Below are 23202 nucleotides of genomic sequence, written 5' to 3'. Positions count from 1 at the left end.
CCTCTGGTATCTCTACCAGAGGGCGTTGAATACGCGGTTCCACCTCATCTTTGTTCCCTTCTCGCGAAAAGAACCTCTACGGGTCTTTCATGATCCAGCAGGTAAAACTAAAAAAAGTCCTTTAGCCGCTAGGGCTAAAGGACGTAGTTACGTGGTTCCACCTTTTTTCATCGTCGTCTCACAACGAACGATCTCAACTGGTCAATCTGACCTCCGCTATAACGGGCTCTCCCGGACCAACCTACTTTCTTCAGTTGATCGACTCAAAGATGTGGTTCACAACTCATTGCCGTCTCTTTTCACCAACCAGAGACTCTCTGGGAACAAATGAACTGCTACTCTTCTTTTCACTGTCGTTTGATTAAGTTGAGTCATACTTTACACGCCTTTATTGGGTTTGTCAATAAAGATCATTCATCTTTTTTTCATTCGCTTCAAATTTAATTTTTAGGAACGAATTGAAATTTCGCCCAAGGCTTCAAAAAGTCCAGCATGATCACTTCTTCTTGCGGTATTTTTCCGACTAAATTTTTGCGAGAATCACTATGAGGTTCTAAAACGATCTGCAATTCATTTTTATATTTTCCAAATTCATCATTCCCTACAACGATGTCTCCCACTTGAAATTCTTGCGTATTGTCGTGAGCAGGATTTGCCTCGCTGGCATATTTCACTCGAACCATCGTTGACCGGACGGCTGTTGACGTAATATCACCCCGACGGAAATGCTTTGGATCAGCGACGATTTTGCGCTCGATTTCTGTTGCTTCAGGTACGAATTCAATGCCAAGACTTACTTTGTACCGATCGACGGCTGCTACTTTTTCCAATTCGTCATCAGAAGCATAGGCATTGCCGATGATGACTGTATCGATCACTCCCGTTGCAAACATGTGGCGTGCTTGTAAATCAATCGGCAGATGGCGATGCATCTCTAGTGTAGGCAAGCCATCATTGATATCCCATGGGCCGTATTCCGCATCATGGCTCGTAATAAACGCAGCCGTCTTAATGCCGTGTCCCTTGAAACGTTCACTGCAACTGATAAAAAAGTCGTAGGGCAAGGCAGAACCTTCTTGAGGATAGAAATTGTGACACCCATAGATAAATGGTTCGTTTGCTTCATAGGATAAGATGTTGTCCAAATAAGCAACATTATTACTCATGTTCAGCTCAATGGCCAGACCCTCCGGATTATAACTCAGCATTGCCTCTTTATTTCCATCAAAGCCTTCATCCAACCGAATACCTTCTGCACCAAGTGCGGCGAAAAAGCTCAGGTCGTCATAAGAAATACCCAAATCATCAAAAATCGATGGCGCGATATCTAGAACTGTTTCAAACCCCAGATCCTTCGCGTAATGGATGATGCTACCGAATTTTTCACTGACTTTTTCTTTGCCTTCCGTCACTTCCAGCATACTCATGAAAATACGCGTATAGCCAAGCTCTGCCGCCTTTTTGATATACGCGCGATCCGCTTGCGGATCACTATGATCGGGATAGACCGAAATACCTAATTCACGTTTCATTCTCTTCCTCCAGTTATTCTTAGTCTGCTAATCCGTTTCGTTCAGTCACTTCTTTGAACCAGTAGCCTGATTTTTTAACAGTCTTGATTTGTGTATGAATATTATTTGAAATGAAACCGTAGCGGTTCTTATAGGAATTCAACCAAGACCAGCAGTCGATCGGTGTCCACATATGATAGCCGAAGCAATTTGATCCTTCTTCGATTCCTTTATGCAGCCATTCCAGATGTTCTTGGACAAAATCGATCCGATAATCGTCTTCGATCATGCCTGCCGTGTTTTTAAAGCGGTCTTCATTAGAAACACCCATACCATTTTCAGATACGTACCACGGAATGTTCTTATAGTTTTCTTTGATATTTACAGCGATATCGTAAAGTGCTTTCGGATAGATTTCCCATCCGCGGTCCAAATTCACTCGGCGACCAGGCATATCATATGCATCATAATACCGATCAGGCATCCACTCGCCAACGGAGTTTGGTGCAACATCGGGTGCTTTCACGCGATTCGGATGATAGAAGTTCACCCCTAAGAAATCAACCGTATTATTCTTTAAAATGTCTTTTTCTTCGTCCGTTGTTTCCCATAAAACCTTGTCCTTCGTCAACAGCTCTTCCAATTCAGCAGGGAAATGTCCATACACTGCGGGTTCCAAAAACATTTTATTGTTCCAAAGCTCCGCAATACGCGCAGCCTCTTGATCTTCCGGCGCGTCGGAAGCTGCATAAGTCGGTGTCAGATTTAGAATCGTTCCGATTTGCGCATTCTCAATGTTTAATTTGCGGAATGCTTGGATGGCTTTCGCAGAAGCTAAATTCAAATTGTAGGCCACTTGTACCGCTTTTTTTCCATCAACGATATTTGGATAGTGGAATTGGAATAAGTATTCGCCTTCTACTACCACCATTGGTTCATTGTGCGTCGCCCAGTATTTCACACGATCACCAAACAATTCAAAACATTTCTCAGCAAATCCTACATACAGATCCACCACTTTCTTTGATTCCCAGCCGCCGTATGTATCGTACAATTCTACTGGCAAATCAAAATGGTGCAGATTCATCACAGGTGTCATGCCCTCTGCCAACATTGTGTCGATCACATTGTTATAAAAGTCGACAGCGTCTTGATTCACCGTATTTGTTTCTAAATCATCGATCAAGCGGCTCCATTGGATGCTGGTCCGTAAGCTGTTCATGCCGATCGAGCGCATCATAGAAATGTCTTCTTTGTAGCTGTTGTAAAAATTCGAAGCGACATCCGGTCCTACATGATTATGGAATTTTTCCGGTTCGATCTCGAAATGATAGTCAAAGACATTCGCATGTTTTTTGTTGAAGCGTCCTTCGCTTTGTGGTCCAGATGTGGCTGCGCCCCACCAAAAATTTGTTGGAAAAGTTTTCATTATTGTTCTACCTCATTCTTAAAAATAGTATTTTTTAACGAATAAAGAGGGTGGAATCCAGTGATCCGCACCCCCTTTTTTGTTATCAATTAAGCTTCTGCTTCTTTAACTTTTTTCAATTCTTGTCTTGTTGCTAAGGATACGAATGGTACATACATTGCGATTGAGATTACTAAGTTCACTGCTGCCAAGATGGCGCCGGAGAAGCTTTGAGTAGCTAAGAATCCACCAATGATTGGAGGAGTTACCCATGGCGGCATTACTGTTGCTGGCGGCACTAAACCGAATTTCGTCGCAAAGTAAGCTGTTGTTACACAGACCATTGGTGTCAAAATGAACGGGATAAACATAATTGGATTCAACACTAATGGCAGACCGAACATCAAAGGTTCATTGATGTTGAAGATACCAGGAGCTGCTGCCAAGTTGTTTACGACCATAAATGGTTTGTTTTTACGTCCAACTAAGTAGATAGCAATGATCAAACCGATCGTTACACCTGTACCACCCATGTTTACAAATGAATCGATGAATGGTTTGTTCACGATATACGGAGCTGCTTTACCTGCTGCCAATGCATTTGCATTTGCTTCAATCGCTGGCGCATTGATTGCTTGCATGAAGGGATCGATCATGTTGGCACCGTGTAAACCGAAGAACCATAAGAATGGTGTGATGAAAGCAATGAGTAACGCTGAGCCGTATGAATTTGCTAAGCTCATGAATGGTTCTTGAACAGCTGCGTAGAAAGCAGCAAACATATCTTCTACACCGAAACCTGCAATAATCGCAGCAATTAAACCAAAGATCGAGATAACGATCATCGCTGGGAATAGTGACGCGAATGAACGTGCAACTGCTGGCGGCACGCCATCAGGCATTTTGATAACTAATTTTGGACTACCCACTAAACGAGTGAATAATTCTGCAACGACCATACCCACGATCAAGGCAACAAACAAACCTGAAGAGTTCATTCCGCTAGTTGCTGCTCCTAAAGTGAAGAATGATGCCACTGAAACAACACCTGTTGCGATTGGATCTTTTCCATAGTGGCGAGCTAAATTGTAAGCTACTAAGAACGCGATGAATACAGAAAGAACACCAAATGTTCCGTTCCAAACAGCGCCCCCGAAGCCTTTCCATGATTCGCCGCCGAAGATACCGTTCATGAAGTTACCAAAGGCTGGGATCGAAAGTGACAAGTTGTTGATCATTACTGCTAACGCTCCTAGGATCATTAGCGGCATTGTTACCATAAATGAATCCCGAATCGCGACTAAGTGACGCTGATTACCGATTTTTGAAGCAACCGGGATAAAGTGTTTTTCCATAAAATTGACAAATTTATCCATTTTTTATAGTCCCCCTAATTTAAAAATAATCATAAAAACTTTGTTTTCCTTTTGGAAAAATATCTAACGCAACGTCTTTTGACGCAGTGACTTTCCCGAAGAAAAGTCCTTCAGCTAAAGATAATTCGCCTAGTAATAATTCGCTCCACCCGTGGATAGAGGCTTTGACATCGCCTGCTTTTTGTACTTTTTGACACGTCCCCTGACTGATCTGCCAGCTACCAACATTCCAAGGACATTCCTTATCTTCAGTTACTTCTAAAATAATTTCTTGTTGCTTTATCGGAAGTTTCGGTAATAATTGCGTGATGTCAATAATTCGACTCATCATATACGGTTCCAAAGTAATCGTGAAATAGTCTTGCTCAAGAAAACATTTTTCTATGCATTCATGAACAGGAGCATGATAAAGAAATTCTTCAAATGATGAGACATGGGATTTCAAGTACGTTAATAATTTTCGCATCGCGAGTTCGTCCTCGTAAGCGAGCTCATCGACTACTAATGTGTTTCCTTGCATTCGATAAATAATGTAACCCTTCGCCTCACCAGCATCATCGAAAGCTACCGCATAAAAACGATGTGGATAATAGTCGTTTAGACGTTCCCACCACCACTCTTCTCGGATCACTGTTCCGACTTGCTGCTGTGTTAGCAAGCGTTGGTAAATGGATTGGATCTCAGGCTTCAATTGCTGCCAAGATCCGCGTTTGATAGTCCCCCTTCTTTCACTTTTTAAATAAGTAAAAGCTAGTGCCGGGATGCGGTATGTTTTTCTTCGGCTTGTAGGTTCGTACCCGAATTTACGATAAAAATCTTCAGAAAAAGGAGCAAGCTGAGAAACCGCCACGCCTTGATCATACAGATCAGACAAAAGTTCGGACATGATGCTGCTGATGCCGCCCTTGCCTCGGTATTCCGGATAACTCGCTACGTACCCAACACCAGCCATTTTTACTTTTTGTTGAAAGAGCTGCATCTCGAAATGATTGGCCATCACTAAGTTCGTCAATTCATTGTCTTGATACACTCCATAACAATCCGCGTGTTCGTAACGTGATAAAAAGAGCGGATCATCAATGATCGGATCTTGCTTTCGAAAAGCATATTCAACCAAAGCTGTGATCGCTTTCAACGTTTCATGATCGCGAGCTAATTTCACGTAATCACTTCCTATTCGTTCCCTATACGTTTGTAAAGGGCCACGACTTCTTTAGCCATATCATTGAAGGTAATACTAGTCATCAAATGATCTTGACTGTGCACTGCTAAAAGCGTCACGGTCATTGGATTACCGCTGGCTTCTTCTGTTAACAACCCTGTTTGAGAATGATGGGCTTCAACTAATGCTTGGTCGGCTGCTTCAAGTTTTTCCTGCGCCAAATCAAAGTTGCCTTCTTTAGCGGCTTGAATCGCTTCCATTGCATCGCTTTTCGCATTGCCGGCATTGATGATCAACCCCATTACTGCTTCTAATTGTTCTTGACTCATCGTATCGCTCATCTGCTTATCTCTCTCCTCCGGACAATTATTTCATTAATTTTAATGCGGTATTTAAAACGGCTTCACCATTCATCATGCCATAATCTTTCATATCGATGACATCAACTGGGATTCCTTTATCCGCAAGTTTTGTTTCAAATTGGCTCTTCATGAAACGAACTTGTGGGCCTAATAGTAAAACATCTACTGGTTTGCTTGCATCTTCTAATTTAGAATCCGCTTCCGAAGCTGAGACCGCAAAGATATCAGATTCCAATCCTTCTGCTTCTGCTGCTTTTTCCATTTTTGTTACTAATAAACTGGTACTCATTCCTGCTGCACAAACTAACATAATTCTTTTCATAAATGACACTCCTCAATTTTTATTATTGTACACTTTATATAAAGCAACTCCCGTGCCAACTTTTACAGTGCACAGAAGCCGTCATGATAAGGGTTTCATCTTACACACAAAAAAACTAGGATTACACACTGTGCAATCCTAGTTCGATTCGATTGTCTTCAAGGGTCTTAACGATGTAAGCGATATCGTCTTCAGTAAAGCGAACCCCAAACTGTTTTTCAAGCACTGAGAGATTTGCTGCTGTTTGATTGAAGCGCACACGATGCTGTTGATGAAAGTATTTTACATTCTCGAACGTCGGGCGGTTCTCGCCTTTTTTGATTTTATCCACTAAAAAGGCAATATGGACACTCAATGCCTGCAATGCCGTATTCTCAATAATCAATTCCTGGTCTTTACGGATCAATTGCAACACATCATCAATCAATAAAAACAATGTTTTGACATCCAATTCAGGAGAAAAGTTCTTCGTTAAGGAGTCCACCATCTCCGGCAAAGTGATGGTGCTTCCCAACAGATCCTGAAACTCTAAGATCTTTTCTCGTTTAAATAGATTCATTGCTGGAATAAATGGAATCTTTTGATAATGAATCTCCATCGTTCCTACGATCGCCACGATATCTTTGTGAGTGATTAGCTGGTCAATGCGGTGCTTGAAGCTTTCTCGCTCCAAGGATTGCATCTGAATAACTTCAAACTCCTCCAGATTGACGATCTGCGAGACCACTTCATTCAATCGTTTAGAGACGCCTTCGCCAGTGAAGCAAGCAACGATGATGACTTTCTTTTCATCCTTTTGAGTGGGCTCCTCTAGACGGACCATCGTTTGGAACATGGAAATCACACTGGTGTAAATCTCCTCCAAAGAGCGTCCCAATGTAGCTAAGCGCAAGCTCTCCAATACCAGCATCGTACTTGCCATAGAAATCACTCGCGTACGAATCCCCATTTCATGAAAGATCAGATTCCCAAAATTATTAGGCGAACCCATGTCTGTCAGAAGAATGATCCCTTCAGAGAACTCTTCTCGTTTTCCTGAGATATAATTTTTGATTTGACCATACATTTTCTCAGTATTTAATGTCAAGGGCATGTTAAAGGCGATGCCGCTGGTCGTGCCCAACAGCTCCTGGACCGTTTCCAGCATACTTGATGCGGTTGATTTTCCGTGCATCACTACCAGCACTGCGACTTGCCGTTCATCGACCTGCTGCGCTTCTTGATTGTCCATCGTCAAAAACATGGTGATAAAGCCGATCTCATCTAAGGGAATCATAATGGCATAAGCTTCTTCGATCCGATTCGACAATTCGATGGCTAATTGGAACTCTTTTGAATAATTCCGACGAATATCGTTTAAATTGGGGTGAGAGATGAATTGATTGCCACGAATTCGTTCAATCGTCGAATTGATATGCAATGCAAACGCAAAACGCACTTTCTCATCGTACTCACGGTTCATTTGACTTGAAGCAAAGTCATAAAGTTCATTCACCAGCTTCCACAGATCGTCAGAAATAATTTCGCGATAGGCGTTCGTGTGTGACAGCTCTTCAACATAGGTCTCAAAATACTGATCGACATCATCCGAAATCAATTCTTCCAAATCAATCTCAGATAAATTTTCACGACCTAGCTTTTCTAACTTATAGGTAATAGAATGATAGACTTCCATATCTTTATTTGGGTCTTGCCCCCAAACGACTTCCTCCGTCCCCGGTTTCAAAGTCAGATAAAGATTTCGTTTATCCATAAAAGGAGTGAGTTTGTCTTGTACTTCATTCATTCGCAAGAGGCCTTTTTGGACTACTAAAGGCAAGTCTTCTTCTACGATCATGAGTTTGTCTGACTCACTATTGGTTTGATGATGCAAAAAGGCCTTTGCGCAGACTAATTTTAAGTCTCGTTTTAATTGCCCGATGTTTCCTTCTGCATTATATAGAAGAAAGGCTAACAAGCTCCGCTTATCGATCGCGATTTCCTGCATCAATCGATTGGCTTCCTGCTGAAGAAATTCTTTAATGATGGCTAGTCGCTCGTCTAACGAACGTTCGGCCAAAGAAGGCAATTCGATCTGCATGGGGATTCGACGATTAAACGTAGACAAAAATGTCGAACTTGTTTCTGTCGTTGCCCCAATGATCTGCACGGAAGCTTTCTTTTCTTGACCGTCACCCAGAGAACGGAACGTGCCCTTATCAATAAAGGTGAAAAGCATCTCCTGTCCTTCCGGCGGCAAGCGATGAATTTCATCCAAGAATAAAATGCCTCCATCCGCTTGTTCCATCAGCCCTTTTCGTGTTTCCTCTGCACCGGTAAAAGCGCCACGCTTCACTCCAAAAATATGTCCGTAAAGCAACTGGGGATTTTGTGCATAGTCCGCACAGTTAAACGTGATAAACGGGGCGGTCTCATTTAATACATTGGCAGAAACAGCAAAGCGATACATGCATTCCGCAAACATCGTTTTCCCTGTTCCCGTCTCGCCAAATATGATCGTATGCAGTCCGCGGGGAGGATATAAAATAGCGGCTTTTGATTTTTGAATTTGACTCTTCAAAGAATCTTCGCGACCAATCAAATTATCAAAATTAATATGTTTTTCCGTGGACACCGTAGTAATTTGAAACTTTACCGGTCGTCCGTCGATTTTTTTTACTGTGCCGTCCTTCATCAATTCATTCAAGTAGCGGCTGACATTGGTCCGATCCACGCCTAATTGATCCGCCAACTCTTGGGCTGTCAGTTCGTTAGGATTTGCTCTCAATGCGTCTAATACTTCATCTTTTCTTGATTTCAAAAAAATCCCTCCCGAAAGTGGTATAAACCATTTACATTGTAACCCTTTTCTTTTCTTATTTCTACTCCTTCAAGTTCAAAAAAATTTACACTCCATTAACGAAATGAATGGGTGATTTTTTCTAATTCCTGAGACACCTCTACTTCTGAAACATCATTCGTCAAATAATACTCCAGCAAGCCAACCAACCCGTGAGCGAAGAAAACACTGGTCATCGGCGATTGGTCCGTCATTTGCTCCATCAAATAATTAATTTGAAAGCTCGCAAAAAAACCTTGCTTATCCGCACGAAACAACCGTTGCAGATGGTCACGATTTGCCGTTACATATTCAAACGTTTTTTCTAGTTTTCTCTGATTGCTTGTTTCTTCGTTCCGATCACAATACTCGAATAATTTTTGCATCTCGTAAGCAATACTTTTTTCCAGCAGGTCATCTTTATCAATAAAATGAAGATAAAACGTTCCTCGATTAATATCCACCGTCTGACATATCAGGCTCACAGATAGGTCCTCATAACTTTTTTTCTTTAAAAGCTGATAGAAAACGGATGTAATTACTTTTTGAGTCTTTCGCTTTCGTCGGTCCATCATTGCACTCCAATCAATTAATACTTTTTGTTCAATTATCAACATAAAAGACTTTTTGTTGATTGAAACTTCTGAATAGTCCACTTATTATAATGTACACAAGTTGATTAATCAACGCCTGTTGATTTTGGAAGGATTGAAAAAGATGAAAATACTAGTATACGGTGCAGGCATCCAAGGAAGCTATCTTGCCCATTCACTCCTAAAAGGGAACAATCAAGTGACACTCCTGGCACGAGGTCAGAGAAAAAAAGAGCTGCAGACAAATGGTTTGGTGTTGACCCATTCCCTTCAGCGCAAGCAAACAAAAGATACCCTTCAAGTGATTGAAACGCTTCAACCGAAGGATCAGTATGATTTGATTTTTGTGACGATGAAATACAGTGATTTCCCGACAGTCATTGACTCTTTGGCAGAGAACTGCAGCCAAACGATCCTCTTTGTGGGCAACCAGATCGACGCGGCTGGTTTAGAAAAAGATTTGCAACAAAAAAGTGTGCAGCCTAAAGACGTTTACTTTGGTTTTCAATTAACTGGGGGTATGTCTACTGACACTGGGGTCTCCGTTCTGCGTTTTGGAAAAGGGCAAATGAAAATCGGTTCGCTGCACACACACTTTAAACTCACACAAACCTTAGATACTGTGTTTGAAGGTACAAATTACGGTTGGAGTTATGAACAAAAAATGGATGACTGGCTAAAAAGTCACGCAACGATGGTCATGATCCAAAATTCGTTTGAATATCTTTATGATTTTTCCGCTGTGACCATTCGCAAGTCCGGCGAACTCTCGACGCTTTCCTATGCATTAAAAGAAGGCATTGATTTGTTAGAAGCAAGCGGTAGTGAGATTTTTCCTAAAGGACAACAATTTCTATTCCAGCACCCGGCTCTTGCAAAGCTTTTTTACACACTCTATTATCGTTCACCAATCAGTCGAATGGTTCAAGGAAATTTCAAAGAGGTTTATGAATTGATCCGGACGTTTGAACACTATCAAACAAAAGAGAATAAAGAGCTTGATACCCTGCTTCAAACTGCTAAAGAAAAGTACGAAAAAAGCTGAGGAATTTATCCTCAGCTTTCTAACTAATAAAGCCGCCAAGACGATTTCAATCTTGGCGGCTTGTCGTTAATCTTGGTCTTTCATGGCTGCCTTTAGCGCAGCAGCTAATGGACTTTCTTGCGGTTCTTCTTGATCATTGAGTTTCTTTAATAAGCGGCGTTCTTCGTGCTTAGTCATTTTCTTTGATCGTTCTTTTTTGTCTAACATCTTCTCTGTCGTTCCGTCATATTTACAGCGGAAGTAAGCGCCGTTTTTCCCGTCGATGATCTCCATCTTGCGGTGACATTGCGGACAACGATGATTCGAGACTTTTGGATCTTTCCGACGGCGGTACGTACACTCTGGATTCGTACAAATATAGATTTTACCATCTCGCGTATTTTTTTCTCGTAACGGTGACCCGCACTCCGGACATTTTTTTGCTGTAATAGAGAAATCCTGATACTTCTTGTCGCTATGTTTAACTTCACTGACTAATTTCTTCGTATCGGCTTCGATTTCTTGCAAAAATTGCTTGCTGCTGTATTTGCCGTTAGCGATCTGCTCTAATTGCTTCTCCCATTTTTCTGTCAGCTCTGGGGTCACTAATGAAGGATTCACCAGCTCCAATAACTGCTTTCCTTTTGGTGAAACCAATAGTCCGCTAGTCGTCCGTTCCATTAATTCCGATTTGATTAATTTCTCGATGATTTCAGCACGTGTAGCGGGAGTTCCCAGACTGTGTTTTTCCATCTGTCCTAGAAGAGTTCCTTCATTCAATGGCTTCGGCGGTGTCGTCAGAGCCTTTTCAATTGTAAAGTTCGGAACTATTTTCATTCCTTCAGACCATTGAATTGCCTTTTTCGCCTCTTCTTCGGGCTTCCATCCAGCAACCAATACCTTGTTTTGACGGAAAGTGAACGTCTCCTGCTGGAATGTCACGGTTACTTTTTGTTGGCTTTCCTTGTGCGCTTCTGCAAATAAACCTAAGAATCGTGTGACGATCATATTATAGATTCGCTGCTCATCGGTGGACAATTTTTCGAAGCGGGCACGCTGTTCAGTCGGGATCAGCGCATGATGATCTGTCACCTTGCTGTCTTGGAACACGCGCTTTTGTTTTACTTGCGCACCATTTTTGATATATGTTTTTACTTCTGGCGCAAAATCACTGACTGCTTGCAGGCGTTCTTTCATCGTTGCCTTCATATCATTTGTCAGATACTTACTGTCTGTTCGCGGATAAGTCACGACTTTATGAGTCTCGTATAGGCTTTGGACGAGAGACAAGGTTTTCTTCGCAGAAAATTGATAACGGGCATTGGCTTCTCGTTGGATCTCTGTTAGATCATACGGCAAAGGAGCCGGTTCCGTCTTTTCCTTTTCCGTTATCTCTGTCACTGTTCCTTTTTGCTGTGACAAATCCTTAACCAGCTTTTCAGCCGCTTCACGTTCAGTGATTCCATAAGGGTTCTTTTGGTTCAATTTGGCTTTTTGCCCTTCAACCTCCAAAGAAACCACAAAATAATTTTGCGGACGGAATTTCTCGATTTTCTTCTCTTGTTGCCGAACCATCGCAAGGGTCGGTGTTTGCACACGTCCAGCCGATAGACTGTCTTCGTATTTTACTGTCAATGCGCGTGTGACATTTAAGCCAACGAGCCAGTCCGCTTTTGCCCGTGCCAATGCTGAATAATACAGATTGTCATAATCTTTCGCAGGCTTTAGCTGCTTAAAGCCGTCTTTGATCGCTTTGGTCGTCTGTGAAGAGATCCAAAGACGTTTGACAGGTTTTTCAAAACGTACATATTCCAAAATCCATCGCGCGACAAGCTCCCCTTCACGTCCGGCATCAGTAGCAATCACCGCTTCTGTAATATCTTTTCGTTTTGCCAGCTGTTGGATCGTTTTTAACTGTCCACGAGTTTTAGGTAACGGCTTGATGCCGATCGTTTTAGGAATCATCGGCAATGTCTCCATCTGCCAACTTTGCCATTCCTTATTCAAATCCTCCGGCATTTTTAAACCCAATAAATGACCAAGGGCCCAAGTCACGACAACATTGGGTCCTTCAAAATAATTCTTATTTTTTTGATTGGCGTTAAGCACCTTGCTCAAGTCTCTTGCAACACTTGGCTTTTCCGCTATAATTAGCTGTTTCATAAAATTCCTTTCTGCTATCAACCGTTAATGGCTGTTCATCTTTCAATAAGGCAAGACCCCAATACTGTTGTAAATAGTCATCACATTCCTCACACCAGCGTTCGTCCTGTTCTTTCCAAAATGCGCTTAAAAAGTTATGTTTCGCACTGCTATATGTATTGGTATTTTGGAGCTCGCTCCAACGATGTTCGTAATAAGCTACAGCCGCGTCAAAATCCTCAAAAGTCGCGGTTTCTTGAATATCTTCTTGCCATTCTTCAAAGAACCACCAAGGTTCATTATCTCCATACATTGTAATTACTTGATACATCCCGCTACCCTTCTTTCCACCCTAATCATAAGTATCATGAAATAAAAATTCAAGAAAAATGTTTCCGGCTGAAACAAGTTCAAGAAAAATCAAGATAACCACAAAAATTTGCAGAAAAATATTGATTTTTTCTTAATTATATCCTACCACAAAGCGAGAGGTTTTTATATGCACCTTAAGAGAGTTATAATGAAAATCGATTTTTGAAAACTTCATAGGTAATGAAAGAAGGCAGTTAACACGTTGAGTAAACTCAAAAATACATTGTTTCAACCACGCCCTACTTGGCAAAAGAACTTGATTGTTTTATGGTTTGGTACCTTTATGGCTGGCATTGGGTTCAGTCTCGTGATGCCTTTTATGTCTTTATACATAGATTCACTAGGCCACTATACCAACCAGCAATTGAACTTTTGGAGTGGGATCACCTTTTCTTCGACTTTTTTGATCACCGCGATCGTCTCTCCGTTATGGGGAAGATTGGCTGACCAAAAGGGCCGAAAAATAATGTTGCTGCGGGCCTCTCTAGGAATGGCGATCGTCATCAGCTTGATGGGAACAGTAGGAAATGTTTATCAGTTGATCGGTCTGCGCTTGCTGCAGGGTGTTTTCTCCGGCTACATCAGTAATTCTACCGCTTTGGTGGCAACAGGCACCCCTCGTGAAAAAAGCGGACAGGTCCTTGGAACATTAGCCACAGGAGCTGTAACGGGTAATTTGCTCGGACCTTTGGTGGGAGGCGTCACCGCGTCCATCTTTGGGTATCGTTTGACCTTCTTCATCACAGGCGGGATTCTATTTTTAGTCTTTCTTTTGAGTCTGATATTTGTTCATGAAGAATTTACACCGATCGAGAAAAAAGATATGCTTCCGGCAAAAGAGATTTTTCATAGCTTGAAATACCCACATGTCGTCATCGGAATGTTCGTTACGACACTGATCATTCAAGCCTCGAATAATTCAATCAGCCCCATTATCAGTCTATACATTCGACAGTTGATGCATAATCACGGCAATGTCACTTTAGTCAGTGGTATCATCGCCTCCATTCCAGGGATCGCCACCTTGATTGCGGCGCCGCGCTTTGGACGGCTGGGGGATAAAATTGGAAGTGAAAAAATTCTGGGAATCGGATTGATCTTTGCCATGCTGGTCTTTCTGCCTATGTCCATCGTAACAAATGTTTGGCAACTCGCTTTTTTGCGATTCCTTGTGGGTATTTCTGATGCTTGTCTGCTCCCTGCTGTACAAGCGCTGATCACAAAGTATTCCCCTCAAGAAGCTGCGGGAAGAATCTTCAGCTACAATCAATCCTTCCAAGCGGCTGGAAACGTTGTTGGGCCTATGATCGGGTCTAGTGTTTCCTCACTCTTCGGCTATCGCGGAGTCTTTATTTCAACCTCCGCATTGGTTCTGATGAATTACTTGTTAGTTCACCGCAATACGAAAGAAATCGCTGAAAATCATCACCAAGCACAAGGTTCTCATTGACCGCCGAGACAGATTAATGGCAACTTTTTCGTTAGTTTTTTATACTAATAAGTGATTCTAACGAAAGAAGTGAAAACGATGCTTGATGGACAATTAAAGTTTTTAGACTTTTTCCTCAACAATACGATTGAAGGAAAAGAAGAGGAAGCAAAAGAGATTCTAGTGAAAAGCTTCGCGGATAAAGAAACTGAGGCGTTAAGCCTGCAAGAATTCAAGAAGCTGCAAGAAAAACTATTCCCCTTGATCAAACCAGAAAAACTTAATGAAGTGAAAGTTGCCATGGCACATTTTGCCCAGAGCCTTTCATAGAAAAAAGACTTCGTCGAATGGACGAAGTCTTTTTTTATTCTTATTCTGCGACTGCTTTTTCTGTGCTTTTACTTTCTACATTAAATAAAGAGCGCAGGCATTTCGTTGCGACCATCAAGCCCAATCCTAATAACAGAAAGGCAAAGACTAACTGTAATCCGTCTGACAAGAAGACAAATTGTCCTGCAGCCGGAACTGCTGGGATCGTCACTAAGTAGTCTGTTGCACGGATCAATTTCGTTACCAGCCCATAAACAGACATGCCCAGTGCCGTAAAGGTAACGGCAAGCATGATTCCCATAGGAATGTAAAACATCACCCCTGATTTTTTAGAGGTCTTCATATAAACGGCTACCGCAATCATGACCATCGCAGCCAATAATTGATTCGCTGAACCAAATAGCGGCCATACACTGTTATAGCCTCCAAGCGCTAAGACAAACCCTACACCTAAAGTCACAACCGTTGCGACATATTTATTTGTTAATAATTTAGCTAGCCCTTTTTGCTCGGCACCCTCTTCATAAAATAATTCCTGCAACGACATTCGGCCAATACGTGCAACGGAATCCAGCGAAGTCAATGCCAATGCAGAAACACACATCGTCATGAAGGCTTGCGCAACATTCAGCGGCAAACCAAATTTCGTTAAGAATCCAGCGACTGAACCAGAGAAGATCTGGAAAGGTGTTCCAGCCGGTAATTGACCATTCTTAGCAACAGCGCCTGCTACTACCAAAGCCACTACCGCCAAAACACATTCGCACATCATCGCGCCATAGCTGATAGGACGCATGTGTTTTTCGTTCGTTACCTGCTTCGAAGAGGTTCCCGAAGAGACCAGACTATGGAATCCAGAAACAGCACCACAGGCGACGGTGATAAATAAAATCGGGAAAAGGTATTTCACATTTCCTGTTGCATCCTGTACCGCAAATCCATTGAAGGCATTCAGCTCAACCATCGGCGCTTCAACCAAAAGTCCCAACACTGCCGCAATGATCATCCCTAACAGCATATACGTGCTAAGAAAATCACGAGGAGCCATCAACAACCAGATCGGCATAACCGATGCTAAGAACAAATAAGCAAATACGATCAGCAGCCACGTTTGTTTGTCTGCGAAAATCGGAAAGAGAATACCAATAGCCAGCGTCACTAACAAGACCACGATTCCAAAAGCATGCATAGCGATGCCCTTTAAGTGCACTTTCTTCATAAAGAATCCGACTAGCACTGCGGAAACGATAAACAGCATCGAGATCGAGGCCGCAGAAGCATTTGCTGTGTTGACTGCTGCGGGAACGTCCGGTGTCATTCCATTGAAGGTCGTGGCAACAATGTCACCAAAAGCTGCAATGACTAACAGGGCAAACAGCCAGCAGAACAATAGGAACAGCTTTTTCCCAACTTTTCCAATATATTTTTCAATGATCAGTCCAATTGACTTGCCTTCATTTTTAACGGAGGCGTAAAGAGCGCCAAAATCATGTACTGCTCCAAAAAAGATTCCGCCAAACAAGATCCATAAGAAAGCTGGCAACCAACCAAACATCGCGGCAATGATCGGGCCTGTCACCGGTCCGGCACCAGTGATCGATGAAAATTGATGACTAAATACCACAAAAGCCGGCTCAGGTACGTAGTCGTCTCCATCCTCCAGAGCGACCGCAGGCGTTACCGCCTTCGGATCAATGCCCCATTTTTTCTCCAACCAGCGGGAATACCCAAAATACGCGGCGATAAAACAAATAATAGCTACTACTAACAAAACAACACCATTCATAAACTCACCCAACTCTCTTCGTTTTATAATAAATATTTAATTAGTATCTTCCCATAATTCCATGAGCATGTAAAGAGAATCATTTTAATTTTCACGAATTTTCTGTAAATACAATTGAAACAAATTCGTCCTGTTCTTGAATACTTTGACTTTTTTATTCACAAAAAAAACAGCCACTTTTGTAGAAAGTGACTGCTTTTCTCTAAATTAAATATATTGTAATTCCTTTGCTTCTTGGTACGCATGATCGATCAATCCGCCGCCTAAGCATTCCATGCCGTCGTAGAAAACGACCGCTTGACCTGGTGTGATCGCGCGAACAGGATCATCGAAAATGACTTCTGCTCGATCGTCTTCCAGCAAGCGCACCGTAACGGGTACGTCTTGCTGACGGTAACGAAACTTCGCAGTACATTTGAATTCTGCTGGACGCTCTTCATTTGTCGTAAAGTGAATCTCGCTCGCATCCAAACTCGTTGCGTATAACGCTTCATGATGAAACCCTTGTCCAACATACAGCGTATTGGTAGCTAAGTCTTTGCCGACTACGAACCAAGGATCATTGGTTTTTCCGCCGCCGCCGATTCCCAAGCCTTGACGTTGGCCAATCGTATAATACATCAGGCCCGCGTGTGTTCCTTTTTCTTCACCGTCTAGCGTGACCATCTTCCCTTGCTTTGCAGGAAGGTAGTTGCTCAAGAATTGTTTGAAATTCTTTTCACCGATGAAGCAGACCCCAGTAGAGTCTTTTTTCTTAGCAGTAGCCAAGCCAGCACGTTCAGCAATCGCACGAACTTCTGGTTTTTGCATCCCGCCTAAAGGAAACATCGTCTTCGCTAATTGCTCTTGCGATAACTGACTCAAGAAATAGGTTTGGTCCTTGTTATTGTCCACGCCTCGCAACATGTGGACCACCCCGTTTTCATCCTTTTCGACTTGGGCGTAATGTCCAGTCGCGACATAATCCGCACCTAACTCCATCGCGTAATCCAAGAAAGCTTTGAACTTGATTTCTTTGTTACACATCACGTCTGGATTCGGCGTGCGGCCTGCACGGTACTCCGCTAAGAAATATTCAAAGACACGGTCCCAATATTCCTTTTCAAAATTGACAGAGTAATAAGGAATGCCGATTTGGGCAGCGACTTTCGCCACGTCCTTATAATCTTCTGTCGCGGTACAAACACCATTTTCGTCAGTGTCGTCCCAATTTTTCATAAAAATGCCGACTACATCATAGCCTTGTTCCTTTAACAACAAAGCTGTTACTGATGAATCGACGCCGCCGCTCATTCCTACGACGACTCGTGTGTTGCTGTTAGACACAGTATCACCATCATTTCAATATAGATTCCGAAAACTCTACGATTTGAAGGTCGCAACTTTTCAGTATGACGAATTATACAACATAAATCTTAAATTTTCGATAGATATTCCTTTATATTATTTTTATTTGTCTTTTTGTATTGTTTGTATTAATATAGATAATACAAAGGAGGGCAAGTAAATGATTATAGAAATTGATTCCCGTTCCGAAGAACCCATCTATTTGCAATTGCGGAAACAGATCATTATCGGTATCGCCCGTGGTGAGTTGAAGCCAAACGAGCAACTGCCGACCGTCCGCCAGTTTGCCGATGAACTAGGAGTAAACACGATGACTGTCTCTAAGGGCTATCAGCAATTGCGGGAGGAAGGCTATCTGATCACGGATCGGCGGAAAGGAACTTTGGTCGCTTCTTTACCTGTCACCTCTAAGAAAACAGACGAGGAACAATTAACATTAGTGTTGGCAGAACTTTATTTGTCTGAACCTGACGAAAAAGCGATCCAAGAAAAGGTCAAAAAAATAGTAACGAGTTTTGGAAAGGAGTAAGGCGGATGTTCGAATTTATTCTGTTGCCTATATTGATTTTTTGCAACTTTATCATGGCCTTCGTTAGCTCTTTAGCCGCGAAGCCGCATAACTATGTGATCGTGGAAAATACTTTTCCAGCAGATAAAATGGAGGAGCCGCAAGTACTAGCCTTTCGTAAAGACTATCGAAAGCGCCAATTTCAGTTGGCCTTTGGTTTGAGTATTGCTGCTTTTCTTCTCCTCATACCAATGAAAGAATCCCTCTTCATGCTGCTGTTTTTCTTTCTTCTGTATCTCAGCATTGGTTCTGCGTATTTACTGCAACTTCGCTACATTCGTAGAGGTCGGCAATTGATCGTTGCGAATCAGTGGCAGTTGACCGAGCAGCCGATTCGTGTGGATACAAAATTGGTTCTTGAGAAAAATCGAAAATTGGTATCCCCTTGGTGGTTTGTTTTATCCATCGGCTCACTGATTTTATTGACTGCTCTGACCGCTCGACAAGGTGCAGGAAGCTTAACTTGGATCTTATTTGGTGTCTGCAGCGTCGCGCTGGTTCTCTTTATTCTAAGCTGGGCATCGATCAAGCGCCTGCCGACTCGAGCACTCACTGACGATTCGTCCATTAATCAGCAATACAATGACCTGACAAAATTTTATTGGTCAACATTCATTGTTGCAACGAGCGTTTTCATTAATCTCATTGCCTATATTCCAATACTGACCATGAACAGCAGCAGTCGTCTATTTAGCGTCCTGATGATCAGCGAATTCTTGCTTATTTTTCTTTTTTGCGGGCTGACCTTCTGGTGGTTGTTTCGTTTACGCAAGAAGCAAGACCAATTATTGTCTCAAACTCCGAGCTTTCGGTATGCAGGAGACGATTACTATTGGCGTTACGGAATATACTGCAATCCAGATGATCGTCGTTTGATGATCCCTGACCGTATTGGCATGAATTTGACGATCAACTTAGGGCGAATCGGCGGAAAGATTTTTCTTGCTTCTGTTCCGCTTCTTCTCATTGTCGCTATGGTTGTCTCCGTAGGACCTTTGTATATCTTGGACTATCATCCCGATCCATTGACTTATCAGATCCAGCAAAAATCGATCCGTTTGGATGGTCCGCTTACTAAAGAACAAAAAATTTCTTACGATGAGATCAAAACAGTTGCGTTGATCGAGACTCTCCCCGATTCTGGAATGAAGATCAATGGCTTAGGGACTAAAGATTACGCCCTCGGAAGTTTTAAAATCGATGGCAAGCCCGCCTCTCTCTTCGTGGATCATCGTTCCAAACCGATCTTAAAGATTTCGACAAACGAACGCGATTACTATTATACGAATATCAAATCAGCCGTTACTAAAAAGGCGTATCAGCAAATCCAGTCTCACCGTTAAAAATCAAAAGGAGAAGAACCTAATGACACAAACTGTTCGAGTGATCCGCTTAAGAGAACACCCTGAAAAAATTGATTCCATCCTGTCCTATGTAAAAAAGCAATGGGCTTCTGAAGAAACAACAGCCGTCTATGAGGACTGTCTGACCCACGCATTAACGACAAAAAGCGTGCTGCCCCAGTGGTATGCGTTGATGGCTGGTGAAGAGATCATTGGGTGTGCCGGCCTTATCACAAATGATTTCATCAGCAGAATGGACCTATGGCCTTGGCTTTGTGCTGTTTATGTCGATACTCAGCATCGCGGACACTTTTTAAGTAAAGTACTCATTGAGAGCGTCGAAGAAGACGCACGCAGGTTCGGGTTTGAGAATCTTTTTCTCGCGACGGATCATGAAGGTCTCTATGAAAAAATGGCCTTCCACTATATCGGCGATGGCTATCATCCATGGGGGGAACACTCGCGGATTTACAAAAAGAGCCTTCGAGAAACTTTTAAAGAAACCAGCCTCCACGAGTGATCCTTTTAAAGAAAAATAGACAGACGGCTTATAAAGAGTCGTCTGTCTATTTATTTTTTTATTCTACTTTTCCCATTCGTTCGATCGGCCAGAAGACAAATTTCACATTGGTCAGAATATCGTCTTGATCGATCATGCCAATCATGCGGCCATCTTTTGAAATTCGACGGTTGTCGCCTAAAACAAACAGCTTTCCTTCTGGAACATTCTGCTCCCCAAACAACTCCTGCAAATCAAAATCGGTCGTTAACGGCAAGCCATCCGTAACTTTTTCTTTGTATTCGTCCAAATAAGGTTCGCTGTATTTCTTGCCATTGATATAAAGCTGATCCTCTTTGTAAGCGACAGTATCCCCAGGCAATCCGATCACTCGCTTGACATATTCGGCGCCGGGATTGTCCGGAGCTGGAAATGTCACGATATCAAATCGGTCGAGGCCGGTATGTTTCAATCCAAACATTCGCTCTCCATTATTCAGTGTCGGCTTCATCGAATCTCCCACCGCTTCGACGGGGGTGAAGACAAACCTGCGCAGTGCGATCACTAAGCCGACCATCAGAACATAAAATAGAATCGTTTTGATTATTTCCTTTTTGTTCACTTTCGGGCTCCTCTCTTGCTTTTATGTTATCCGTTCCTTCAAATTTACCACAAACCCCTTGTCACGAAAACAGTACCTCCGTTTTTCGTTATTCATTTTTTTGATTCGCTGTAAACTTTACGAAAAGGTAAAAAAACATGAAAAAAGGCATCGACTGTTCGATGCCTCGCCTGTACTATTTTAATTTCTTTATTTCTGCTTCTTTGTATTCCGCGATCTCGTCAATCAAATTTTCAGAGATCGGCGTTCCGAATGGCAGGGGGGCTTTTAAAAATCCTCGTTCAGGCGCGTCTACCCCAACATTGATATCCTCCGCGATCGGCATACTGTAATTATGAATATGTCCATGGAGATTCCGAATATTCAACGTCTTTCCTAAGAGCATCGGATAATGGGTCAAATAATATTGATGATGGTTAAATTTTACGATCGCGCCCACATCGTGAAAGACAAATTTGTCTTCCCCATTCTCAAGCTTTGGATCATGGGCCGCCAAATAATTGAAAAAAGTCCGAGAATCATGGTTTCCTTTGATAAAAATAATACGACCGTTTAATTGTACCAACTGTTCTAAAATTTCTGGAAAGCCTTTTTCATATTTCGGATGCATCGCCACATCTCCTAGGTGATAGACCGTGTCCCTTTCATTCACGACAGCGTTCCACGCACGGATCATTTGCTGATTCATCTCGTCCACAGAATCAAATAAGCGCGGCGCAAAGTCATTATCCCCTAATAAATTCTCATGAAAAAAATGCGTATCTGAGATAAAATATTTCATTCCATTCACCTACAAACGAATTCAGATTGTTTCTTATAGTTTACCATCTCTTCTAAAAAAATGCGCTTGACTGTTCCTTTGTTTTATAAATTTCTATCCATGATTGGAGAAAGCAGCCAAAGAAAAAAGACCACCAACTTATACTTGGTAGCCTTGTTTTTGTAAAAGTGCTTGATATTTTAATTTGATAATAGAAAGAACTGCTTCTAACTGTGTTAGATCTTCCACTTTGCTGGCATCGAATTCCCGCGTGCGTTTGAAGGATTTTCCAGTGTCGATCAAATGAAACACTTGGTTCCACTTCTCAAATTCAGAAAGCGTGTTGAAGTTGGCGATGGGAAAGGCAGCGCCATCGCAAATTTCCCACAAGCGGAAAATCAAAAAGGCCGTGTCGATGACTTCCATCCGTTGCCTCTTCTTCGTACAAGTCACGATCACTTTTTCAGGATTGTATTCCAAGTACCAATCTAAAAGAATGAAAAAGGCTTCCCAACGGTACGTGTCTTTAAACATTCGCTGTGTATCTGGCATATCTCGAAAAATCAGCGGAATCAAATACTGCTTTTTATATTTCCAACAAGGGATTCCGTCGATAAAATAATCAACATAACGTGTTAAATAGCTATTTCCTTCATAATCACTAATATAATAATCTTCCACCCCATATTTTTGAAACTCTTTCGTCAGCTTGGCGCAGTCTTCGATCGAGACGGTTAGGCCAGATAAGAGACGGAAATCAGAAATAATTTTGTGATGATCGATCGTATGTACCTTTTGAACCAACTTGTCACCTTCATTTCCAGCTATTTTCTTATTATAAGTGTACCATAATCTTCTGAATTTTAAGCTTATCAGCCTTAAAATTTTTCCCAAAAAAAGATGAATATAGCAAAATAGACACAGAAATATAATAACAGCGCGTTTTAAAACACGAATCAATAAAAAAATATTAGCTTTTTATAATCGCTAAATAATTTCGCAAAAAAAAAGGAAGACCTTATCCTCTTCGATAAGATCTTCCGTCTTCTTTAGACTTCCTCTTTGACAAACAATCCACGCTCGATCATTCCATCCATTAGGAAATAGAATTTTTCTTGAACCATTTCTTGTCGTTCATCTTTAAAAATATCCACTGTTTTCAGACCATTGGCAGTCGTTACAGACATTTTCATTGTGCTGATATCTTTTGATACCGTAATTTTCAATTTGAATCCTTCTTTGCTTTGGGGCGTTGCCTGTAATGGACGGATCAATTGGAAATTACCTGAAGTTGTCTCAGTAAATCCATTGTCTCGCAAGGTATATTTTTTAGCGGTCGGTGCCAATGCGTAGTGATACTTTGAACCTTTGATCGTTGTTGTCTTCGTAAATGCCATTTGCTCACCTCATCATTTTTTCTTTTCACTC

Annotated in this window: 22 protein-coding genes and 1 other annotated feature; of the genes, 6 read left to right on the top strand and 16 right to left on the bottom strand. The window is 42.0% G+C overall.

The genetic code is table 11. From position 1 onward, the window contains the following. Positions 1 to 134: 134 nt before the first annotated feature. Positions 135 to 360, bottom strand: a binding site (T-box leader). A gap of 80 nt (positions 361 to 440) precedes the next feature. The 8 genes from I592_RS04355 to I592_RS04320 form a co-directional block, all read right to left on the bottom strand. Next, positions 441 to 1532 carry a DUF871 domain-containing protein gene (locus I592_RS04355; protein ID WP_010781433.1) on the bottom strand — a complete coding sequence of 364 codons (1092 nt, stop codon included), beginning with the start codon at positions 1530 to 1532 and terminating at the stop codon, positions 441 to 443. Positions 1533 to 1551: 19 nt separating this feature from the next. Continuing rightward, positions 1552 to 2940 (bottom strand): glycoside hydrolase family 1 protein, encoded by a 1389-nt coding sequence (locus I592_RS04350; protein ID WP_010781434.1) that lies wholly within the window; start codon positions 2938 to 2940, stop codon positions 1552 to 1554. 89 nt (positions 2941 to 3029) lie between these two features. Further along, on the bottom strand, positions 3030 to 4295 hold the full coding sequence (locus I592_RS04345) for a PTS sugar transporter subunit IIC (RefSeq protein WP_010781435.1): 1266 nt from the start codon (positions 4293 to 4295) through the stop codon (positions 3030 to 3032). A gap of 19 nt (positions 4296 to 4314) precedes the next feature. Continuing rightward, positions 4315 to 5457, bottom strand: a complete 1143-nt coding sequence (locus I592_RS04340; protein ID WP_010781436.1) for a GNAT family N-acetyltransferase — start codon at positions 5455 to 5457, stop codon at positions 4315 to 4317. 11 nt (positions 5458 to 5468) lie between these two features. After that, the gene (locus I592_RS04335) at positions 5469 to 5798 is read right to left on the bottom strand and encodes a PTS lactose/cellobiose transporter subunit IIA (protein ID WP_010781437.1); all 330 of its coding nucleotides are present in this window, start codon (positions 5796 to 5798) and stop codon (positions 5469 to 5471) included. 25 nt (positions 5799 to 5823) lie between these two features. Next, entirely contained in the window at positions 5824 to 6141 is a 318-nt protein-coding gene (locus I592_RS04330) for a PTS sugar transporter subunit IIB (protein ID WP_010781438.1), read from the bottom strand. Between the two features lie 121 nt (positions 6142 to 6262). Then, positions 6263 to 8941, bottom strand: a complete 2679-nt coding sequence (locus I592_RS04325; protein WP_010781439.1) for a sigma-54-dependent transcriptional regulator — start codon at positions 8939 to 8941, stop codon at positions 6263 to 6265. A 95-nt stretch (positions 8942 to 9036) separates the two neighbouring features. After that, positions 9037 to 9576, bottom strand: coding sequence for a TetR/AcrR family transcriptional regulator (locus tag I592_RS04320; RefSeq protein WP_244265153.1), 540 nt, complete (start codon positions 9574 to 9576; stop codon positions 9037 to 9039). Positions 9577 to 9676: 100 nt separating this feature from the next. Here I592_RS04320 and I592_RS04315 point away from each other — a divergent pair, with 100 nt between their 5' ends. Beyond that, the gene (locus tag I592_RS04315; RefSeq protein ID WP_010781441.1) at positions 9677 to 10597 is read left to right on the top strand and encodes a ketopantoate reductase family protein; all 921 of its coding nucleotides are present in this window, start codon (positions 9677 to 9679) and stop codon (positions 10595 to 10597) included. A gap of 66 nt (positions 10598 to 10663) precedes the next feature. Here the strand turns inward: I592_RS04315 and I592_RS04310 are convergent, their stop codons facing one another. Together I592_RS04310 and I592_RS04305 are read right to left on the bottom strand one after the other, a co-directional pair. After that, positions 10664 to 12739, bottom strand: a complete 2076-nt coding sequence (locus I592_RS04310; RefSeq protein ID WP_010781442.1) for a DNA topoisomerase III — start codon at positions 12737 to 12739, stop codon at positions 10664 to 10666. After that, positions 12678 to 13049 (bottom strand): DUF1033 family protein, encoded by a 372-nt coding sequence (locus I592_RS04305; protein ID WP_010781443.1) that lies wholly within the window; start codon positions 13047 to 13049, stop codon positions 12678 to 12680. The genes I592_RS04310 and I592_RS04305 overlap by 62 nt, the downstream gene beginning before the upstream one ends. 243 nt (positions 13050 to 13292) lie before the next feature. On the opposite strand from I592_RS04305, the gene I592_RS04300 reads away from it, so the two are divergent. Beyond that, the gene (locus I592_RS04300) at positions 13293 to 14540 is read left to right on the top strand and encodes a multidrug efflux MFS transporter (protein WP_010781444.1); all 1248 of its coding nucleotides are present in this window, start codon (positions 13293 to 13295) and stop codon (positions 14538 to 14540) included. A gap of 51 nt (positions 14541 to 14591) precedes the next feature. Further along, positions 14592 to 14849 (top strand): hypothetical protein, encoded by a 258-nt coding sequence (locus tag I592_RS04295; RefSeq protein WP_244265152.1) that lies wholly within the window; start codon positions 14592 to 14594, stop codon positions 14847 to 14849. Between the two features lie 40 nt (positions 14850 to 14889). Here the strand turns inward: I592_RS04295 and I592_RS04290 are convergent, their stop codons facing one another. After that, positions 14890 to 16635 carry a carbon starvation CstA family protein gene (locus tag I592_RS04290; RefSeq protein WP_010781446.1) on the bottom strand — a complete coding sequence of 582 codons (1746 nt, stop codon included), beginning with the start codon at positions 16633 to 16635 and terminating at the stop codon, positions 14890 to 14892. A 207-nt stretch (positions 16636 to 16842) separates the two neighbouring features. Further along, positions 16843 to 17961, bottom strand: a complete 1119-nt coding sequence (mnmA, locus tag I592_RS04285; protein WP_071875860.1) for a tRNA 2-thiouridine(34) synthase MnmA — start codon at positions 17959 to 17961, stop codon at positions 16843 to 16845. A 181-nt stretch (positions 17962 to 18142) separates the two neighbouring features. Between mnmA and I592_RS04280 the strand changes: the two genes are divergently transcribed. Genes I592_RS04280 through I592_RS04270 form a run of 3 tightly spaced genes read left to right on the top strand, consistent with a single transcriptional unit; the run spans position 18143 to position 20413 of the window. Then, positions 18143 to 18511: a GntR family transcriptional regulator gene (locus I592_RS04280; RefSeq protein ID WP_010781448.1), complete on the top strand. Its 369-nt coding sequence runs from the start codon at positions 18143 to 18145 to the stop codon at positions 18509 to 18511. 5 nt (positions 18512 to 18516) lie between these two features. Further along, the gene (locus tag I592_RS04275; protein WP_010781449.1) at positions 18517 to 19893 is read left to right on the top strand and encodes a PH domain-containing protein; all 1377 of its coding nucleotides are present in this window, start codon (positions 18517 to 18519) and stop codon (positions 19891 to 19893) included. A 22-nt stretch (positions 19894 to 19915) separates the two neighbouring features. Next, positions 19916 to 20413, top strand: coding sequence for a GNAT family N-acetyltransferase (locus I592_RS04270; protein ID WP_010781450.1), 498 nt, complete (start codon positions 19916 to 19918; stop codon positions 20411 to 20413). Between the two features lie 58 nt (positions 20414 to 20471). Here the strand turns inward: I592_RS04270 and lepB are convergent, their stop codons facing one another. The 4 genes from lepB to I592_RS04250 form a co-directional block, all read right to left on the bottom strand. Continuing rightward, positions 20472 to 21014, bottom strand: coding sequence for a signal peptidase I (lepB, locus tag I592_RS04265; RefSeq protein ID WP_010781451.1), 543 nt, complete (start codon positions 21012 to 21014; stop codon positions 20472 to 20474). 175 nt (positions 21015 to 21189) lie between these two features. Then, positions 21190 to 21795, bottom strand: coding sequence for a metallophosphoesterase family protein (locus tag I592_RS04260; RefSeq protein WP_010781452.1), 606 nt, complete (start codon positions 21793 to 21795; stop codon positions 21190 to 21192). A 138-nt stretch (positions 21796 to 21933) separates the two neighbouring features. Then, complete coding sequence (locus I592_RS04255; protein ID WP_010781453.1) at positions 21934 to 22578, bottom strand: hypothetical protein; 645 nt, start codon at positions 22576 to 22578, stop codon at positions 21934 to 21936. Positions 22579 to 22823: 245 nt separating this feature from the next. Beyond that, positions 22824 to 23171: a DUF1831 domain-containing protein gene (locus tag I592_RS04250; protein WP_010781454.1), complete on the bottom strand. Its 348-nt coding sequence runs from the start codon at positions 23169 to 23171 to the stop codon at positions 22824 to 22826. Between the last annotated feature and the right edge of the window lie 31 nt (positions 23172 to 23202).

It is taken from the genome of Enterococcus gilvus ATCC BAA-350 (assembly GCF_000407545.1).
GTDB classification, from domain to species: Bacteria; Bacillota; Bacilli; order Lactobacillales; family Enterococcaceae; genus Enterococcus_A; species Enterococcus_A gilvus.
Note: the sequence above shows the minus strand (reverse complement) of the source record. Positions and strands in the feature narration are given on the sequence as shown.

Excerpts from the sequence above, each read along its gene's own strand:
- I592_RS04310 (WP_010781442.1), bottom strand. The coding sequence starts at position 12,739 with ATGAAACAGCTAATTATAGCGGAAAAGCCAAGTGTTGCAAGAGACTTG.
- I592_RS04280 (WP_010781448.1), top strand. The coding sequence starts at position 18,143 with ATGATTATAGAAATTGATTCCCGTTCCGAAGAACCCATCTATTTGCAA.
- I592_RS04290 (WP_010781446.1), bottom strand. The coding sequence starts at position 16,635 with ATGAATGGTGTTGTTTTGTTAGTAGTAGCTATTATTTGTTTTATCGCC.
- I592_RS04275 (WP_010781449.1), top strand. The coding sequence starts at position 18,517 with ATGTTCGAATTTATTCTGTTGCCTATATTGATTTTTTGCAACTTTATC.
- I592_RS04345 (WP_010781435.1), bottom strand. The coding sequence starts at position 4,295 with ATGGATAAATTTGTCAATTTTATGGAAAAACACTTTATCCCGGTTGCT.
- I592_RS04355 (WP_010781433.1), bottom strand. The coding sequence starts at position 1,532 with ATGAAACGTGAATTAGGTATTTCGGTCTATCCCGATCATAGTGATCCG.
- I592_RS04320 (WP_244265153.1), bottom strand. The coding sequence starts at position 9,576 with ATGTTGATAATTGAACAAAAAGTATTAATTGATTGGAGTGCAATGATG.
- I592_RS04250 (WP_010781454.1), bottom strand. The coding sequence starts at position 23,171 with ATGGCATTTACGAAGACAACAACGATCAAAGGTTCAAAGTATCACTAC.
- I592_RS04335 (WP_010781437.1), bottom strand. The coding sequence starts at position 5,798 with ATGAGCGATACGATGAGTCAAGAACAATTAGAAGCAGTAATGGGGTTG.
- I592_RS04330 (WP_010781438.1), bottom strand. The coding sequence starts at position 6,141 with ATGAAAAGAATTATGTTAGTTTGTGCAGCAGGAATGAGTACCAGTTTA.
- I592_RS04350 (WP_010781434.1), bottom strand. The coding sequence starts at position 2,940 with ATGAAAACTTTTCCAACAAATTTTTGGTGGGGCGCAGCCACATCTGGA.
- I592_RS04270 (WP_010781450.1), top strand. The coding sequence starts at position 19,916 with ATGACACAAACTGTTCGAGTGATCCGCTTAAGAGAACACCCTGAAAAA.
- I592_RS04260 (WP_010781452.1), bottom strand. The coding sequence starts at position 21,795 with ATGAAATATTTTATCTCAGATACGCATTTTTTTCATGAGAATTTATTA.
- I592_RS04315 (WP_010781441.1), top strand. The coding sequence starts at position 9,677 with ATGAAAATACTAGTATACGGTGCAGGCATCCAAGGAAGCTATCTTGCC.
- I592_RS04305 (WP_010781443.1), bottom strand. The coding sequence starts at position 13,049 with ATGTATCAAGTAATTACAATGTATGGAGATAATGAACCTTGGTGGTTC.